Here is a 16,362-nt window from a genome sequence, read left to right on the forward strand (position 1 = left end):
CCATGGCCCTGTCGCGCCGCACCGGCCAACGGTTCCAGGGTTCGATCTGGCCCGGCTTTGTGGATGCCATGACCGGGCTGTTGCTGGTTCTGATGTTTGTGCTGACCATCTTTATGGTCGTTCAATCCGTGCTGCGCGACACGATTTCAGGGCAGGAAAGTGAACTGGATGCGCTCTCGGCCGAGGTTTCGGCGCTGGCGCGTGCGCTTGGTGTCAAGGAACGCGAGGCGTCAGATCTGGAGACCCGCCTTGGCACGCTCGGCGCGACGCTTTCGGACACCCAAAGCGCCCTTGCAACCGCCCAGAACCAGCTCAGCCAGCAGGCCGCCCGTATTGCCGCGCTGACCGGGGAACGGGACCAGACGCAGGCAGAACTGGATGCGGCCCAAACCCGTATCACCGGGTTCGAGGCGCAGGTCGCTGCCCTGATTGCCGGGCGCGACGCGGCAGAGGCGCGGATTGCGGATCTGACCACGGCCCGTGATGCGCTTGCCGCCTCCGAGGCTGCGCTGATTGATGAACGCGAGGCGCTGAACCTCGCGCTGGCCCAGACCCGAACCGAAATTGACGCGCAGGCCGAGGCCGCCCGTCTGGCCGCTGCCCGCCGCGAGGCGCTCGAGGCGCTGGTGGCGGATCTCGAAGCCAAAGGCGCGGCGCAGGCGACCCGTCTGACGGAACTCGAAACCCAGCTCACGGATGAAGAAGCCGCCCGTCTGACAGAGGCCGCCGCCGCCGAAGCCCTGCGCGACCGTCTTCAGAACGCCGACGCCGAACTCACCGCAATGACCCTGTCGCTGGAAGCCGAACGCCAACGGGCCGAGGACACGCTGACCCTGCTGGCCGCCGCCGAGGCCGCGCAATCGCAGCTGGACGAAAAGCTGACAGAGGCGCTGGCCACGATCGAAGAAGCCCGCGCCGCCCGCGCCGCGCTGGAGGAAGGCACCGCCAGCGACAAGGAACGCCTGACCGCCGCGCTTGCGGAACTCGAACAACTGCGCGCCGCCGCCGGGGATCAGGCCGATCTGCAGGCGCGGCTGCTGGCTGCTCTTGGCGCGCAGGAACAGGCCGAGGGGCAGGCGGCGGAACGGGGCGATCTGCTGGCACAGGCGCGCGAAGCGCTCAGCGAAGAACAACAGATTTCAGAAGCCGCCCGCCGTGAAACCGCCCTGCTGAACCAACAGGTTGCGGCGCTGCGGGAACAACTGGGCGGTCTGCAGGCCTTGCTGGATGATTTCAAGGAACGTGACGCGGCCCAGTCGGTGCAGTTGCAGTCCTTGGGGCAGGATCTGAACGCTGCATTGGCCCGCGCCGCCGCCGAAGAACGCCGCGCTCGCCTGCTCGAAGAGGCAGAGCGCAAGCGTCTGGAAGAAGAGCAGGAACGGCTGCGCGCTGAACGCGACCAGCTCTCTACTCAGGCCGAGGATCTGGAGCGCTACCGCTCTGATTTCTTTGGTCGCCTGCGCGAGGTTCTGGGCGATCAGGAAGGCGTGCGTATTGTCGGCGACCGCTTTGTCTTTGCCTCCGAGGTGCTGTTTGGTCTGGGCAGCGCAGAACTGTCCCCTGCAGGTCAGACCGAGATCGCCAAGGTCGCGGCCATTCTGACCTCGGTCGCCAGCGAAATCCCGGCAGAGCTGAACTGGATCATTCGGGTCGACGGCCACACCGACAATCAGGCCTTTTTTGGCACCGGCAAATATGCCGACAACTGGGAACTCAGCCAGGGCCGCGCCCTGTCCGTTGTACGCTATATGATCGACAACCTGGGCATTCCGCCGAACCGTCTGGCCGCCAATGGGTTCGGAGAGTTCCAGCCGATCAACCCCGACGACACCGAAGCGGCCCGCGCCCAGAACCGGCGGATCGAACTCAAGCTGACCGAACGGTAATACCGCCCGGTCAGCCCCGTCAGCGGGTTAAGCTGCGTCAGTTGACGGTCATATCGTGGGTGATTTCGCCCACAACCTTGCCCTTTCGGATCAAACGGGCCTGACCGGAATATTGGCCCGGTTTCAACGGGTCTTTCAGGCGAATGCCACCGGCACGGAACAGGCGCGCCTGCGTTTTTTCCAGCGGGACTTCGGTGTGGAACACCGGCGCGCTTTTGGGGCCAAGGATCGACAGTTCCATCCGGTCGCCCGCCCGCGCGCCATAGGCCATGGCCCAGAACACCAGCGCCGGGGCATCTGCGGGCAGGGGGCTTTGGTCGGCGGTCCCGGCGGTCACAGCGCCATAGTCCGGCACGTGATCGGCAAAGCCTGCGGTCAGAAAATCCCCGGCCTCATAGGGCACCGGGTGCGCCCAATGGGTTTCAGAACCCGCCGCGCCGCAACTGTCGGCGGCATTGGGATCCAGATCCGGGGTGAAAGGGTCGCGGAGTTCTTTGCCCTTGCGCAGCGAGATATGCAGATGCGGGAACTGCGTTGCGCCCGACAGGCCAACCAGCGCCAAAGGCGTCCCGGCCTCCACATAGGTGCCATCCTGCACCAGCACAGAGCCGCGTTTGAGGTGGCAATACTGGGTGATCCAACCGTCGCCATGGCGGATCGCCACGCGGTTGCCGCACTCGCGCCCTTGGATGCTGGCGCGGTTCTCGGCCGTCAGGATCTGATCCGGCATCTCGTCGCGCACGCCGACCACGGTGCCTGCCGCGGCGGCCAGCACGCGGACACCTTCCTCCATCGCGGCCAAGGTGGGCAGGGCAATGTCAGTGCCGCTGTGGCCATCATAGCTGAGGCTGCCACAGGTGAAGTCATGGGCGCCGGGGCCGGGGTCGTGGTCGACATATTGTTGAATATAGCAGTCCTCGCCGAGGGTGCAGTCCATCGGCCAGTCCAAAACGAGTTCGCTCGCCACCGTGGGGGTGGCGAGCGATAAAATCAGAGGAAGTCCTCGCAGCACGGGCGTCAGTCCGCAGGCAGCAGCGGCGGCTTGTCGCCAGAGATGCGCGGCTTGCCGGGGCCTTCCAGACGCAGGTCCAGCTTGCCATCCTTGATGCCCACCTTGACCAGCCCGCCTTTGGACAGCTTGCCAAACAGCAGCTCTTCGGCCAGCGGCTTCTTGATGTGCTCTTGGATGACACGGCCCAAGGGACGTGCGCCCATCTTTTCGTCATACCCCTTGTCGGCCAGCCATTCGGCGGCCTTGCGGGTCAGTTCGATCGACACATTGCGGTCCATAAGCTGGGCTTCCAGCTGCAGCACGAACTTCTCGACCACTTGCAGGATGACCTCTTTGGGCAGCGGCCCGAAGGAGATCACCGCATCCAGACGGTTGCGGAATTCCGGCGTGAAGGTCCGTTCGATCGCGGCCGTGTCCTCGCCTTCGCGGCGGTCGCGGCCAAAGCCGATCGCGGCCTTTGCCATATCCGCAGCACCGGCGTTGGAGGTCATGATCAGCACCACATTGCGGAAGTTCACCGTGCGGCCGTTGTGATCGGTCAGCTGACCATTGTCCATCACCTGCAGCAGGATGTTGAACACATCCGGGTGCGCCTTTTCGATCTCGTCGAGCAGCAGCACACAATGCGGATGCTGGTCGACGCCATCGGTCAGAAGACCGCCCTGATCAAACCCAACATAGCCCGGAGGCGCGCCGATCAGGCGGGACACCGCGTGTTTCTCCATGTATTCGGACATGTCAAACCGCAACAGTTCCACACCCAGCTGATCCGCCAGCTGCTTGGCGACCTCGGTTTTGCCGACGCCGGTGGGGCCCGCAAACAGATAGTTGCCGATGGGCTTTTCCGGTTCGCGCAGACCGGCACGGGCCAGTTTGATCGCGCTTGCCAGCGCCTCAATGGCCGGATCCTGACCAAAGACCACGCGTTTCAGGGTGGTTTCCAGATCCTTCAGCAGCGTTGTATCGTCTTTCGACACGCTTTTTGGCGGGATGCGGGCAATCTTGGCCACCACGGCCTCGACTTCCTTCACGCCAATGGTTTTGCGACGTTTGCTTTCGACCACCAGATGCTGCGCGGCACCGGCCTCGTCGATCACGTCGATGGCTTTGTCCGGCAGCTTGCGGTCGTTGATGTAACGGGCCGACAGCTCCACCGCGGTTTTGATCGCATCCGAGGTGAATTTGATGCCGTGGTGCTCCTCGAAATAGGGTTTCAGACCCTTGAGGATGGCAATGGAATCTTCCACCGACGGCTCGTTCACGTCGATCTTCTGGAAACGACGCGACAGGGCGCGGTCTTTTTCAAAGTGCTGGCGGAACTCTTTATAGGTGGTGGAGCCCATGGTGCGCAGCTTGCCGCCCTGCAGGGCAGGTTTCAGCAGGTTCGACGCATCCATGGCACCACCCGAGGTCGCGCCCGCACCAATCACGGTGTGGATTTCATCAATGAACAGCACCGCGTCGGGGTGTTCTTCCAGTTCCGTCACAACCGCCTTCAGGCGTTCCTCGAAATCACCGCGGTAGCGGGTGCCCGCCAAAAGCGCGCCCATATCAAGGGAATAGATGGTGGTTTCCGACAGAACCTCGGGGACTTCGCCCTGAACGATTTTGCGGGCCAGACCTTCGGCAATGGCGGTTTTGCCAACACCGGGATCGCCGACCAGCAGCGGGTTGTTCTTGCGGCGGCGGCACAGCACTTGAATGCAGCGCTCGACCTCGTGGTCGCGGCCGATCAGCGGGTCAATGTCGCCTTCGCGGGATTTGGCGTTCAGATCCACGGTGTATTTGGCCAGCGCGGATTCTTTCTGTTCGCTTTCAGGGGCGGCACCGCCGGGCATGGCGGTCATGTCTTCTTCGCCTTCATCGGCGCCAGAGACCGGGCGCGCCTCGCCAAAGGCGGGGTCTTTCGCCACACCATGGGCGATAAAGTTCACCGCGTCATAGCGGGTCATGTCCTGATCTTGCAGGAAGAACGCGGCATCGCTTTCGCGTTCGGCAAAGATCGCAACCAGAACATTGGCGCCGGTGACTTCCGTGCGGCCCGATGACTGCACGTGAATGGCGGCGCGCTGGATGACGCGTTGGAAAGCAGCCGTTGGCACCGCTTCAGAGCCGTCAATGTCGGTCACAAGGTTCGCAAGATCCTCGTCGACAAATTCAAGTAGGGTTGCGCGCAGCTCGTCCAGGTTAACGCTGCAAGCGCGCATGACCCGGGCCGCGTCGGGCTCGTCGATCAGGGCCAAGAGCAGGTGTTCAAGCGTTGCAAATTCGTGGCGCCGTTCATTGGCCAGCGCAAGCGCGGCATGAATGGCCTGTTCCAAAGTGCTCGAGAATGAAGGCACGGGCGTGCTCCTCTGTCTTGGGTTGTGCGGGCGGGTAAGCCTGCAGGGCAAATTCTGTCCCTTCCGACAACCATGTCCTCATACTGTTAGAGTTTGGTTGATAGAGCGCGGGCTTCAAGGGCTTTTTGCTATTTCCTGTGCACTTTTCGCGCGAATGTGCGCGATCTTGTGGCGGAGCAGCCCCATTTTCGACCGCTCTACCACCTTTGGCTAGGTATTGGGCAGGTTGTCCGGGCACCGCTATCAGAAGCGGTCTTTCAATCCGCGGATATGGGCAAAGACCTCTGCATCTGCAACCCCTGCCATATCAAGTGCCGTTTTTAGCGGCTCCAGATGGGCGCGCAGGAAGGGGTTTGTGGCCTTTTCCAGCCCCAGTTGGGCGGGCACGGTCGGGGTGCCTGCAGCGCGCAGGGCGTCAATTTCGGCGGCACGGGCCACAAGGGCTGCATTTTCGGGCTCCACACTCAGGGCAAAGCGCGCGTTTGATTGGGTGTATTCATGGCCCGAGTAAACAAGCGTGTCGTCGGGCAGGGCCATCAGCTGTTGCAGCGTCGCCCACATCTGGCCCGGCGTGCCTTCAAACAGGCGGCCACAGCCCATGACCATCAGGCTGTCGGCGGAAAACAGCGCACCACCTTCGGCTGAGGCATCGGGGTAATAATAGGCAATATGGCCCAGCGTATGGCCCGGAACATGCAGCACCTGGCAGCGCCCCGCGCCCGTGCCGCCTTCAAAACCGGGTGTCAGCGCCATGTCGAGATCGGGCAGGCGGTCGGCTTCGTCCTTGGGGCCCATCACCATCATCTTGGGGAAGCGCGCGCGCAGGGCTGCGGTGCCGCCATGGTGGTCCGGGTGGTGGTGGGTGATCATCAGCACGCCGGGCTCCCAGCCGCGCGCCTCAAGCGCGGCGATCAGCGGTGCGGCTTCGGGGGCGTCGATGACGGCAACCCCGTCGGGGCCATTGACCAAATAGGCGTAGTTGTCACTCAGACAGGGAACGGTGATGATCTCAAGCGATTGAGTATCTTTATCAAGGGGCACAGTCTCAAGGGGCATGGTCATCTCGCTCCATTTTGCTAGGGTGTCGGTCAGACACCAACTCAAGAGTGACCCAAGGCGCAGGCGACCGCAATGCATCTCGACGTGCAGGATCTGAGGAATTTCTATTACCGCAGCCAGCTGGGCCGCGCCGCGCAGGCGTCGATCCGCAGCCAGTTGCTGCGCTTCTGGCCCTCGGCACAGGGGGAGACGATGGCAGGCTTTGGCTTTGCCGCGCCCCTGATGCGCCCTTACCTGCGCGAAGCGCGCCGGGTCATTGCGCTGATGCCGGGGCCGCAGGGAGTGATGCAATGGCCTGCGGGCCTGCCCAATGTCTCGGTGCTGTGTGAGGAAACCAACTGGCCGGTGGAAACCGGGCATATTGATCGTCTGGTGGTCCTGCATGGGCTCGAGACCTCGGAACGCCCCGCACGTCTGCTCGAGGAATGCTGGCGCTGCCTTGGCCCCGGCGGGCGGGCGATCTTTATTGTCCCCAACCGGGCCGGTCTCTGGGCGCGGTCCGACAAAACGCCTTTTGGCTATGGCCGCCCCTTTACCCTGTCTCAGGTCGAAGATCAGCTGCGCAGCCATCAGTTCACCATCGAACATCACGCCCCGGCGCTCTATCGCCCGCCGTCGCACAAACGCTTTTGGGCCAAAACCGGCCCCATGGTCGAACGGATGGGCCACAAGCTGCCCGCCATGCTGGCCGCCGGTGTCTTTATGGTCGAGGTGTCAAAACAGACCCATCCGCAAAAGGGGCACATGATCAAAAACCGTGTGCGCAGCCCGATCCGGGTGCTTGAAGGCCTGTCCAACCCGCTGCCAGAGCCGGTCTGAGCGCCAGAACCCACATGTACCCACATCTCACGCAGCGTCGCGACGTCGACTGCCCCAACGGCGCGCTAGGGGCAGGGGCGCTGCCTGTGGCATCCTGCTGTGCAGGAGGAGAGGCCCGGTTCCGAGGGCGGGAGGCGGACGCGAAGGGCAGGCCAATGACGGGTCCAGAACGCCAAACGGCGTTTTCCGTCAGTGATTCCTTTGGGCAACTGGGAACGCTATCATTGTGTACATTTGTGTACCGTGGAGGTCGTCCAAAGCGTAACCGCCAAGCCTGCAGCGAAAAAACCTTGCTCAGAAATTCATTTTTTTTTCCGAAAAGACCTACGTCAAAGCGTCACAGATTTGTTAAGGTGTTGAATTATCACGAAAAGTGATTTTGGCGCTGAAAACAGAGGTAGTTGCTAGGTGAGCAAGGCTCTGCTACATCCACGCTGATTTCCGTGTCCGGGGCAACCTGGGCAATGCTCACGCCCCCGGATGCCTACCGCAAGCAAGGCATATAAACCGGGGCCAAAATAATATCGGAAGGGTGGACGTGTCCGAACCAGCTTCGATTTCCGCAGGCATTGCTGACCGCTATGCCACTGCGATCTTCGAGATCGCCTCCGAGGGTAATTCTCTCGACTCTCTCGAATCCAGCATGAACGATCTGGCCGCCGCCCTGGCGGACAGCGAGGACCTGCAAGCGCTGATCACCTCGCCGGTGATTTCCCGCGAAGAGCAGGGCGCCGCAATTGCTGCGGTCGCAGACAAGATGGGTATTGATGCGACCCTGCGCAATACCTTGGCGCTGATGGCGACCAAACGCCGCCTCTTCGCCGTGCCTGCCCTGATCGACGCCCTGCGCGCCCGTATCGCGGAAGCCCGCGGCGAAGTGACCGCCGAGGTCACCTCTGCCAAGGCGCTGACCAAGACCCAAAGCGAAAAGCTGGCCAAAACTCTGGCCGCGCGTGTGGGTAAGAAAGTTTCCATCAATGCAACCGTCGATGAGAGCATCATCGGTGGTCTGATTGTCAAAGTGGGCTCGAAGATGATCGATAGCTCGATCCGCTCCAAGCTCAACTCCCTACAGAATGCAATGAAAGAGGTCGGATAAATGGGTATCCAAGCTGCGGAAATTTCCGCGATCCTTAAAGACCAGATCAAGAATTTTGGTCAAGAAGCCGAAGTGGCCGAGATCGGCCGCGTTCTGTCCGTTGGTGACGGTATCGCCCGTGTGCACGGCCTCGACAACGTCCAAGCGGGCGAAATGGTCGAGTTCCCCGGCGGCATCATGGGCATGGCGCTGAACCTCGAAAACGACAACGTTGGTGTTGTTATCTTCGGGTCTGACCGTGACATTAAAGAAGGCGACACCGTTAAGCGCACGAACTCCATCGTGGACGTTCCTGCCGGTGACGCCCTGCTGGGTCGCGTTGTGGACGCGCTGGGTAACCCGCTCGACGGCAAAGGTCCGATCGAGACCACCGAGCGTAAGGTCGCAGACGTCAAAGCGCCGGGCATCATCCCGCGTAAATCCGTTCACGAACCGATGGCAACCGGCCTGAAGTCCGTTGACGCGATGATCCCGATCGGCCGTGGCCAGCGCGAGCTGATCATTGGTGACCGTCAGACCGGTAAAACTGCCGTTGCTCTGGACGCGATCCTGAACCAGAAATCCTACAACGAAGCCGCAGGCGACGACGAGCACAAGAAGCTCTACTGCATCTACGTGGCTGTTGGCCAAAAGCGCTCCACCGTTGCGCAGCTGGTGAAGAAACTGGAAGAAAACGGCGCGATGGAATACTCCATCGTTGTGGCTGCAACCGCGTCCGACCCGGCGCCGATGCAGTTCCTGGCGCCCTACGCCGCGACTGCAATGGCAGAAGCGTTCCGCGACAACGGCCGTCACGCGCTGATCATCTATGATGACCTCTCCAAGCAAGCGGTTGCCTATCGCCAGATGTCCCTGCTGCTGCGCCGTCCGCCGGGCCGTGAAGCGTATCCGGGTGACGTTTTCTACCTGCACTCCCGTCTGCTCGAGCGTTCCGCGAAACTGAACGAAGACTTCGGTGCTGGCTCTCTGACCGCTCTGCCGATCATTGAAACCCAAGGTGGCGACGTTTCCGCGTTTATTCCGACCAACGTGATCTCCATCACCGACGGTCAGATCTTCCTGGAAACCGAACTGTTCTACCAAGGCATCCGTCCTGCTGTGAACACCGGTCTGTCCGTTTCCCGTGTGGGCTCCTCTGCTCAGACCGACGCGATGTCTTCTGTCGCTGGCCCGGTTAAGCTGTCCCTCGCTCAGTACCGCGAAATGGCTGCGTTCGCGCAGTTCGGCTCTGACCTTGACGCCGCAACCCAGCAGCTGCTGGCCCGTGGCGCGCGCCTGACCGAGCTGATGAAACAGCCGCAGTACTCGCCGCTGACCAACTCTGAAATCGTCTGCATCATCTTCGCAGGCACCAACGGTTACCTCGACAAAATCGAGCTGAAAGACGTTGGCCGCTACGAGGCTGAGCTGCTGTCCTTCCTGCGTGGCAAGAAGGCAGACTTCCTGCAGTGGATCACCGACGAAGACCCGAAATTCAAAAAGGGTGAACCGGTTGAGAAAATGAAGGCAGTGCTCGACGAATTCGCAGCTGACTTCGCTTAAGGGAGCGCGCATAGATGCCATCCCTTAAGGACCTAAAAAACCGGATCCAGAGTGTGAAAAACACTCGGAAGATCACAAAAGCCATGCAAATGGTGGCCGCGGCGAAACTTCGCCGCGCCCAGGAAGCTGCTGAAGACAGCCGTCCCTACGCCGAACGGTTCAATGCCGTTATGGCCGGGCTGGCGGCTGCCGTCGGCGACAGCGCAACCGCACCAAAGCTCATTGCGGGCACCGGTAGCGATCAGGTTCAGCTCTTGGTGGTTCTCACCGCCGAGCGCGGCCTGTGCGGTGGCTTCAACTCCAACATCGCCAAGCTCGCCCGTCAGAAAGCCGAAGCGCTTCTGGCGGAAGGCAAAACGGTCAAGATCCTGACGGTTGGTAAGAAGGGCCGGGAATCGCTGAAGCGCGATTTCGGGGACCACTTCATCGGCCACGTGGACATGAGCGCAGTCAAACGCCTTGCCTATGGCAATGCGCAGGACGTCGCCCGTGATGTTCTTGCTCGTTTTGACGCTGGGGAATTCGACGTTGCGACGCTCTTCTATTCGAAGTTCCAGAACGTTGTGACCCAGATCCCGACCGCGCAGCAGATCATCCCGGCCAAGTTCGATCAGGACGACGCCGAGGCGGTTTCTGCCGTGGTGGAATACGAGCCGAGCGAAGAGGCAATCCTGGCCGATCTGCTGCCGCGTGGTGTGGCAACCCAGATCTTCTCGGGCCTCTTGGAAAATGCGGCATCCGAACAGGGTGCCCGGATGAGCGCAATGGACAATGCGACCCGCAACGCGGGCGACATGATCGACAAGCTGACTATCGAGTTCAACCGCTCACGTCAGGCCGTGATCACCAGCGAGCTTATTGAAATCATTTCGGGCGCCGAAGCGCTGTAAAGAAACCGGAGACGAACAAATGGCAAATGCAAAAGGCAAGGTGACTCAGATCATCGGCGCCGTTGTGGACGTCCAGTTCGACGGCGATCTGCCGACGATCCTGAACTCCCTCACCACCGACAACAATGGTAAAACCCTGGTTCTGGAAGTTGCTCAGCACCTCGGCGAAAACACCGTTCGCACCATCGCGATGGACGCGACCGAAGGTCTCGTGCGCGGTCAGGCCGTGGCCGACACCGGTGGCCCGATCACCATCCCCGTTGGTAACGCGACCCTGGGCCGCATCCTGAACGTTGTCGGCGAGCCCGTCGACGAAGGTGCACCCATCGTTGCAACTGAAACCCGCGCGATCCACCAGGAAGCGCCGGAATTCAGCGACCAGTCCACCGAATCCGAAGTCCTCGTGACCGGCATCAAAGTTATCGACCTTCTGGCGCCCTACGCCAAAGGTGGTAAAATTGGTCTGTTCGGCGGTGCGGGCGTTGGTAAAACCGTTCTCATCATGGAACTCATCAACAACATCGCAAAAGTGCACTCGGGCTACTCCGTGTTCGCCGGTGTTGGTGAGCGGACCCGTGAAGGCAACGACCTCTACCACGAGATGATCGAATCCAACGTTATCAAACCCGATAACCTGGAAGAATCTCAGGTGGCTCTGGTTTACGGCCAGATGAACGAGCCTCCGGGTGCGCGTGCCCGTGTTGCGCTGACCGGTCTGACCCTGGCAGAACAGTTCCGCGACCAGTCCGGTACCGACGTTCTGTTCTTCGTGGACAACATCTTCCGCTTTACCCAAGCGGGTTCCGAGGTGTCCGCTCTGCTCGGCCGTATCCCATCTGCTGTGGGCTACCAGCCGACACTGGCAACCGACATGGGTGCGATGCAGGAACGTATTACCTCCACCAAGAACGGCTCCATTACGTCCATTCAGGCCGTATACGTTCCGGCGGATGACCTTACCGACCCTGCACCGGCAACCACCTTTGCCCACCTTGACGCAACCACCGTTCTGAACCGTGCGATCTCCGAGCTGGGCATCTACCCGGCGGTTGACCCGCTCGACTCGTCCTCGCGTCTGATGGACCCTGCAATCGTTGGCGAAGAGCACTACCAAGTGGCCTCCGACGTTCAGCAGATCCTCCAGCGCTACAAGTCGCTGCAGGACATCATCGCGATCCTCGGCATGGACGAACTGTCTGAAGAAGATAAGCTGACCGTTGCGCGTGCGCGTAAGATCCAGCGTTTCCTCTCCCAGCCGTTCGACGTTGCAAAAGTCTTCACCGGCTCTGACGGTGTTCAGGTTGCGCTCGAAGACACCATCTCGTCGTTCAAAGCCGTTGTGGCTGGCGAATACGACCACCTGCCCGAAGGCGCCTTCTACATGGTTGGCGGCATCGACGAGGTGCTCGAAAAAGCCGAGAAAATGGCTGCTGACGCGGCCTAAGGAGGGCCCTGATGGCTGATACGATGCAATTTGACCTGGTGAGCCCCGAGCGGAGCCTTGCTTCGCTCCAGGCCACCGCGGTCCAAATCCCCGGTGCCGAGGGTGACATGACGGCGATGCCGCTTCATGCGCCCGCGCTCACCACCCTGCGTCCCGGTGTCCTGAAGGTCGAAAGCCCCGAAGGCAACGCGGAATACCTCGTCACAGGCGGTTTCGCCCAGATCGGTGCTGAGGGCCTCTCCGTCCTCGCCGAGAAGGCGCTGCCCATGGACGAAGTGACCCGTGCGCATCTGGACGAGCTCATCGAGGAAGCCCGCGCGATGTACAAAACCGCGCAAGAGGCCGACGGCCCGCATGGTCTGGTGGAAGATGCCGCCAAACTGCTCGCGGACATGGAAGCCCTGGGCACCCATATGGCCCTCTGATTGGCTCAGTTGCCCGGTTTGAGGCTGGGCAACGCATGATAAATAGAGAACGGCCCGCGCATCCCGCGCGGGCCGTTTTTTGCTGCCGGTTGTCTTGGTTTAACCCCGAGCTCTAGAAGATCAATTCAGGACCAGAAACACTGAAAAGTTTACGACGTACTCTTGGCCCGATATTTCGCATAAACATCCCAGCCGGTTAAATAGGCTTTTTTTCTAAGTGCCCTATGTACTCGATTAAGTGTGCCATCGCTGCCGATATTTCGTACTTTCGCACGCCAATGTTGTCCTAAGTCGCCGACGTCTGGCCAACTAAGCCGACGAGCAAACGTCCCTACGCTACCCTCGTGAAAAATTGGCTGAACGACATGGAGAGACAAGTGACCATTGCTTTCCTTATGGATTTCCAAGCAAGCTTTTCCTCGGTAGCGCTTATCTAGTGGCCATTGAAAATAACTCCACTCCAAGCCGTTAAAGGTCGCATTTTCTGGTAGTTCTTCCGACTCAGCCCGCTGTTCTTGCCAGTCCTTCTCCAGTACTTTCGGATCGGCATTCCCTTCGGAAATTATCACGGGTAGTGCGCCAAATACGTCGGCACGTCGGAGGAACGTGTCTATTGGATTCTCTCTGCCAGCATCACCATCTGCGTTATACGTGCAGGTCACTGTAGAAGCGAGCGTTCGGCGACCGAACCGCTCGCGACACATTTGGAGGTGCTCTTCGGACGCACTCTTGCCTTTACGATAGAATTTTTTTGCCAATTCAAATGCCGAACTTGCGTCGTCGCCTTTCATCATAGCTGCGGCTTCGTCATGGCCAGTTTCATTCCAGCACAAGCCAGGAGCGGACGCATTAGCTGAACCTAGAACAGCTCGTTTTTCTGATGCGTAGATCTTAGAGTGGAGCGTAGGGTGAACTCGAACGCGGCCAGGAAGAATCTTCATTAATGCCTCAAGTTCTTCAGGATTCGTACCACCGTGCGCAACGTTAAGAACGACATGCACTTGCTCAGCTCGCGAAGTAAGTTTTAGCGCATCAGTCGCACCACGCCCCCAATAGGAAACAGCGAGAAAAATTTCGCCGTTTGCCTCGCAGACTTTGCAGGCTTTTTTTGATATCTCTTTGCCAGTTATCGCTTTGGGCACTTAAATAGTCCTCTTTGAGTTTAACGATTCTATCTCGAAGTTTTAGCTTTTTCACCCGTGGATTGTAGAAATCTCACCTCTACGGCAAAATATGCGCGAAACACTCGGGCATTCCTCGCTCATAGAGTATTTTCTCCTCTTGTCGTTTCAGCCCAGCTCTTATTGGACAACTGCTGAAGCTTTCGCGACACTCCACAATCTCAGCTGTCGGGAGAGGGGCTTTGACGGTGGTGTTTCCCTTTTGTTAACCATGGGAGAGGTAATCTGAGCGCGACAGGATGTGAGATATGGAAGAAAAGGAAAAGCCTCAGATGTTTATGCGATTGAGCGGCCCGCGTACCGCGATCTCTCAGGGCGACGTAGAGGTATTCTCGGAATTTGAAGAAGGGGGCGAAATGTGGACGGGCGCGGGGGGGCGCGAACGGCGCATTCACGTGACCTTTGACAATGCCTATTCCGCGCCGCCTGCCGTGTTTGTGTCGCCCTCTTTGATGGATATGCACAATGAAGGGGCCTATCGCGCCGAACTGGTTGCCGAAGACATCACCTGCGCAGGCTTTGATGTGGTCTTCCGCACCTGGTCCGACAGCCGCGTTGCCCGTGTGCGCGCCGCTTGGATGGCGATGGGCGAAATGGCCTATGAGGACGACTGGAACATCGACTGATGTGAAGTTTCTGTAACAGGGCAAGAACTGCATTGCCCGGCACAGGTCTCTTACCCAATCTGCGCCTGACTTTGCCAGATGGGGGTGCCCGACATGTTCCAGATCGACACCGCCGCTGAGGTGCTTCTGCGGCTCTGTGATGCCGCGAGACCCATTGTCCGCGACCATTGGCTCAGCCCGAAACAGGTGGATTATAAATCCGACGGCAGCCTGCTGACCCAGGCGGATCTGGCCGTTGAACGCCTGCTGCGCGACGGGCTGCGCGCGGCGTTTCCCGATCATGGCCTCTTGGGCGAAGAATACGGCGCTGACGCGGCCGAGCGGGACTACACTTGGGTCATTGATCCGATCGACGGCACGCGCCCCTATGGGTTTGGGCTGCCAAATTTCGCCTCTCTTGCGGCGCTCTGCCACCACGGGCGGCCCATCTTGGGGATGATCGACCTGCCGCTGCTGGACGTGCGTTACATTGGCATTGCGGGGCAGGGCACGTGGCTCAATGGGCGCAAACTGCAGGTCAGCGCCACAAAGCAGCTGTCGCAGGCCCATGGGATGCTGGCCAATCACGACAGTTTCACCGATGGCACCGATGCCGCCTATGACGCCCTGCGCGCCCGTCTGCGCGCCACGGCCTTTGATGGCGGCTCTCCGGCCTATGGTGCGCTGGCGGCGGGCAAGATCGACCTGTGCCTGAATGGGCCGGACCTGAACGCGCATGACATCTGCGCGCTGGTGCCGGTGGTCGAGGGGGCAGGGGGCGTTGTGACCTCCTGGCAGGGGGAGCCGCTGACCTTGGCCTCCAGTGGCGCCATTGTGGCCTCCGCGACGGCGCAGCTGCATGACGCGGCGCTGACGGAGATCGCGGGCGCAATGACCCCGTAACACGCCTGTGCCCTTGTCCTGTGACGCGAGGCCCTGCAGGGTGCTTCAACACTGGGGGATTCAACACTGGGACGGGGGATGACATGAAACAGATCACAGGCGGCTGTCTTTGCGGCGCGGTGCGCTTCACCGCGCAGGGCGCGCCCAGCCGGGTCGGCATCTGCCACTGCCTGGACTGCCGCAAACACCACGGGGCGGCGTTTTTTGCCGCTGCCATCTTTCCAGAAGAGGCGGTCGAGGTCACAGGCAAACTCAGCGCCTACGAAGGCCGCGCCTTCTGCCCCACCTGCGGCAGTTCGGTGCTGGCACGATCGGACGGAGAGGTCGAACTCCACCTCGGCGCATTGGACGACCCCGGCCAGTTCACCCCCGAATACGAGCTCTGGACCATCCGCCGCGAACCCTGGCTGTCCCCGGTCCCCGGCGCGCGCCAGTATCCCCGTAACAAAGATCCCTAGCGCCCAAGTTGGCCCTTGTGGTTGCGCATCTTTTCCCTAAGGTCTGATCTTATTTCCGGCCCCATCATCTGGGGCACACATGATTTTTGATGATGTGATTTCCCATGCGCATGTCCGCAATTCCCATCGTCCACCTGTTTGCAGGGCTGGCGATTTTCCGGTTTTTTGACCCCAATGCGCTGGCGGCTGTGGTCGGCATCGAGTGGCTGTCGGCGCGCGTCGCCGCGCTCTACGCCATTGGCCCCCACCACGCGGCGTTCTTTCTTGCGATCTTTCCAACTTTGTTGTTTTCGACCGTCTATTTCCTCCCGGCGCAGCGCGCCAGAATTCAAACCCGGCTCAGAGCCCAGAATGGTTTCAAGACAGAAACGATCGGGGGGGGCTTCTCGATTGTGCATTCCAATTCACGTGGGGCCGGGCTTTGCTGGGCTATGTGTGCGACTGGGCTTTTGGTCCAGATCTCTGGCTATTCTGACATTTGGGACAGCAGGTGGTGGGGGCTGCTGTTTCCAGGCGTTTTGTGGACCACTTGGCTTGGCGCGATCGGGCTGATCTCCACAATTCTGCTTGCAACAGGTGTGATAACAGAATGAGGGCGCAGGCCCCGCGCTTCTTTGCCCGCCCCCAATTCTTCTTTTGGCCCCAAATACTCCCGGAGCTCGAGGCGGGAGCCTCGATCCAGCCTCTACGCCAAAGA

15 protein-coding genes are annotated in these 16,362 nt (G+C 60.5%); 11 read left to right on the plus strand and 4 right to left on the minus strand.

What is annotated here, in order from left to right; genetic code table 11:
* Nucleotides 1–2: 2 nt before the first annotated feature.
* Nucleotides 3–1,886 carry a peptidoglycan -binding protein gene (locus tag TRM7557_RS06230; RefSeq protein ID WP_058289357.1) on the plus strand — a complete coding sequence of 628 codons (1,884 nt, stop codon included), beginning with the start codon at nucleotides 3–5 and terminating at the stop codon, nucleotides 1,884–1,886.
* A 37-nt stretch (nucleotides 1,887–1,923) separates the two neighbouring features.
* On the opposite strand, the gene TRM7557_RS06235 is transcribed toward TRM7557_RS06230, so the two are convergent.
* The 3 genes from TRM7557_RS06235 to gloB form a co-directional block, all read right to left on the minus strand.
* Nucleotides 1,924–2,823 carry a M23 family metallopeptidase gene (locus TRM7557_RS06235; RefSeq protein WP_207382628.1) on the minus strand — a complete coding sequence of 300 codons (900 nt, stop codon included), beginning with the start codon at nucleotides 2,821–2,823 and terminating at the stop codon, nucleotides 1,924–1,926.
* 80 nt (nucleotides 2,824–2,903) lie between these two features.
* On the minus strand, nucleotides 2,904–5,240 hold the full coding sequence (clpA, locus tag TRM7557_RS06240) for an ATP-dependent Clp protease ATP-binding subunit ClpA (protein WP_058289358.1): 2,337 nt from the start codon (nucleotides 5,238–5,240) through the stop codon (nucleotides 2,904–2,906).
* Nucleotides 5,241–5,483: 243 nt separating this feature from the next.
* A complete protein-coding gene (gene gloB, locus TRM7557_RS06245) occupies nucleotides 5,484–6,302 on the minus strand; it encodes a hydroxyacylglutathione hydrolase (RefSeq protein WP_058289359.1) in 819 nt (272 codons plus the stop codon).
* A 69-nt stretch (nucleotides 6,303–6,371) separates the two neighbouring features.
* Here gloB and TRM7557_RS06250 point away from each other — a divergent pair, with 69 nt between their 5' ends.
* The 6 genes from TRM7557_RS06250 (at nucleotide 6,372) to TRM7557_RS06275 (ending at nucleotide 12,518) form a co-directional block, all read left to right on the plus strand.
* On the plus strand, nucleotides 6,372–7,118 hold the full coding sequence (locus TRM7557_RS06250) for a methyltransferase domain-containing protein (protein WP_058289360.1): 747 nt from the start codon (nucleotides 6,372–6,374) through the stop codon (nucleotides 7,116–7,118).
* A 538-nt stretch (nucleotides 7,119–7,656) separates the two neighbouring features.
* A complete protein-coding gene (locus TRM7557_RS06255) occupies nucleotides 7,657–8,217 on the plus strand; it encodes a F0F1 ATP synthase subunit delta (protein ID WP_058289361.1) in 561 nt (186 codons plus the stop codon).
* Nucleotides 8,218–9,759, plus strand: coding sequence for a F0F1 ATP synthase subunit alpha (gene atpA, locus TRM7557_RS06260; RefSeq protein WP_058289362.1), 1,542 nt, complete (start codon nucleotides 8,218–8,220; stop codon nucleotides 9,757–9,759).
* Between the two features lie 14 nt (nucleotides 9,760–9,773).
* Nucleotides 9,774–10,649: a F0F1 ATP synthase subunit gamma gene (locus TRM7557_RS06265; RefSeq protein WP_058289363.1), complete on the plus strand. Its 876-nt coding sequence runs from the start codon at nucleotides 9,774–9,776 to the stop codon at nucleotides 10,647–10,649.
* Nucleotides 10,650–10,668: 19 nt separating this feature from the next.
* A complete protein-coding gene (gene atpD, locus TRM7557_RS06270; protein ID WP_058289364.1) occupies nucleotides 10,669–12,093 on the plus strand; it encodes a F0F1 ATP synthase subunit beta in 1,425 nt (474 codons plus the stop codon).
* Between the two features lie 11 nt (nucleotides 12,094–12,104).
* Nucleotides 12,105–12,518, plus strand: a complete 414-nt coding sequence (locus TRM7557_RS06275; RefSeq protein WP_058289365.1) for a F0F1 ATP synthase subunit epsilon — start codon at nucleotides 12,105–12,107, stop codon at nucleotides 12,516–12,518.
* A gap of 149 nt (nucleotides 12,519–12,667) precedes the next feature.
* Here TRM7557_RS06275 and TRM7557_RS19825 read toward each other — a convergent pair whose 3' ends face one another.
* Nucleotides 12,668–13,660 (minus strand): phospholipase D family protein, encoded by a 993-nt coding sequence (locus TRM7557_RS19825; RefSeq protein WP_131727523.1) that lies wholly within the window; start codon nucleotides 13,658–13,660, stop codon nucleotides 12,668–12,670.
* A gap of 311 nt (nucleotides 13,661–13,971) precedes the next feature.
* Between TRM7557_RS19825 and TRM7557_RS06280 the strand changes: the two genes are divergently transcribed.
* From TRM7557_RS06280 to TRM7557_RS06295, 4 genes are all read left to right on the plus strand, one after another.
* Complete coding sequence (locus TRM7557_RS06280) at nucleotides 13,972–14,325, plus strand: H-type lectin domain-containing protein (RefSeq protein ID WP_110590857.1); 354 nt, start codon at nucleotides 13,972–13,974, stop codon at nucleotides 14,323–14,325.
* A gap of 93 nt (nucleotides 14,326–14,418) precedes the next feature.
* The gene (locus TRM7557_RS06285; RefSeq protein ID WP_074942112.1) at nucleotides 14,419–15,207 is read left to right on the plus strand and encodes an inositol monophosphatase family protein; all 789 of its coding nucleotides are present in this window, start codon (nucleotides 14,419–14,421) and stop codon (nucleotides 15,205–15,207) included.
* An 83-nt stretch (nucleotides 15,208–15,290) separates the two neighbouring features.
* Nucleotides 15,291–15,665 carry a GFA family protein gene (locus tag TRM7557_RS06290; RefSeq protein ID WP_058289367.1) on the plus strand — a complete coding sequence of 125 codons (375 nt, stop codon included), beginning with the start codon at nucleotides 15,291–15,293 and terminating at the stop codon, nucleotides 15,663–15,665.
* 110 nt (nucleotides 15,666–15,775) lie between these two features.
* Complete coding sequence (locus TRM7557_RS06295) at nucleotides 15,776–16,258, plus strand: hypothetical protein (RefSeq protein WP_131727524.1); 483 nt, start codon at nucleotides 15,776–15,778, stop codon at nucleotides 16,256–16,258.
* Nucleotides 16,259–16,362: the final 104 nt, after the last annotated feature.

It is taken from the genome of Tritonibacter multivorans (assembly GCF_001458415.1).
Lineage (GTDB): Bacteria > Pseudomonadota > Alphaproteobacteria > Rhodobacterales > Rhodobacteraceae > Epibacterium > Epibacterium multivorans.